Source organism: Enterococcus plantarum (assembly GCF_001730295.1).
Lineage (GTDB): Bacteria > Bacillota > Bacilli > Lactobacillales > Enterococcaceae > Enterococcus_L > Enterococcus_L plantarum.
Genome location: NZ_MIKA01000038.1, coordinates 1 through 1,293 on the forward strand (window position 1 = coordinate 1; position 1,293 = coordinate 1,293).

Annotated in this window: 2 protein-coding genes; both read left to right on the forward strand. The window is 42.4% G+C overall.

Going from position 1 to position 1,293, the window contains the following annotated elements; genetic code table 11:
- Positions 1-127: 127 nt before the first annotated feature.
- Positions 128-475 carry a DUF3958 family protein gene (locus BCR22_RS10920; protein WP_069654925.1) on the forward strand — a complete coding sequence of 116 codons (348 nt, stop codon included), beginning with the start codon at positions 128-130 and terminating at the stop codon, positions 473-475.
- Positions 476-1,293, forward strand: an 818-nt coding sequence (locus BCR22_RS10925) for a T7SS effector LXG polymorphic toxin (protein ID WP_069654926.1), incomplete at its 3' end; no start/stop codon positions are given.

Below are 1,293 nucleotides of genomic sequence, written 5' to 3' on the forward strand. Positions count from 1 at the left end.
AACTCTCAGCTAGTATTGTAGCTACTGGGAAAAATATACACTCTGTTGCAAAGGATTTTTCCGAAATCGACTTAAAAGCATCACATCAATTTCAAGCGAACACATCGCCGATGAGTAGGTGGTTCTAATGACAGAGGTGAGTGACCAAGCAACACTTAAAACGATTCAAGCAGAACAAGAGTTAGTCACAAGAGAAATCCGGACAATAGGTAAACAACTGGAGGACCTTCACTCTATCCATCAAGAAGAACAGCGCTTATATTCTGAAGTGGTTGCAACTTCTTCGCCGGAAGAACGACACTATTTTCAAGATAGAGGTCTGGATAGTCGAGATCAATCAACTAAAGCGCAACAGCGTCTAGCAGATAAAGAAAGAGAATTAAACAAAACGAAAAAGCAGTTGTTGGAAGCGGAAGAAGAAACCTATCGGAAACAACGGAATGCGCTATTGGAGGAAGAAAAGGAGAAGCAGTAAATGGGGTTGAAATTTTATGTTGGTGAAATGCAGGCGCAAGCAAGTGATGCTTCACGAATGAACCAAGAAGCAAATCAAGCGATCGCTTCGCTTCAAAAAAGTATCGCGCAATTTTTATTCGCACCGTTATCAGGAAAAGCCTATGACTCGGCGAAGCGTTATTTCAATGTGGTCTATACACCAATCTGTCGTTCTGTTACTATGACAGGAGAAGCAATGGCAAGTACCCACAAACGACTGATCAACGAGTATCAAAGTTCTGTTTCAAGTATCGATACAGACGAAGACCAAATCATGAGTCAAATCAACCGATTCGAACAGTTGAAACAACAGTTAGAGCATCAGATGACCGTGTCAAAAGAGGTCCAGCCAAGTTTAGAACGTCGCTATATCAACGCTTGTGAGAGTATTGCTAAAAAAAGAGAACAATTAGAGCAGTTTCATGCTTTTAACGCCCGCTCGGCCAGTTTCTTTTCAGAATACGAAGCTTGCCAACAAGAGCTGTCTCGAGGGATAGCGCAAGTCAGTGGATGTAAAGCTTGGAATGGGGCTTCGGGGACATTTGACCTTGGGAAATTAGATATGACCTGGGCCACTTCGATCAATGAACGGTGGAAAAATCGCGCTGAAGCAATCGAAAACAAACGAGCAAAAGAATTTGCGGAAGGGATGAAAGGTCGTTACCATTGTCGTGTCCAACTTGCCACAGGCGCTTACGTATGGATGTGGGTGACCGATCCAAGTAAAGTCACACAAGCAGACGTTCAATTCAATGAAAAATATAAAGAATACCTAGATATATTGACGAAGCCAGAAAA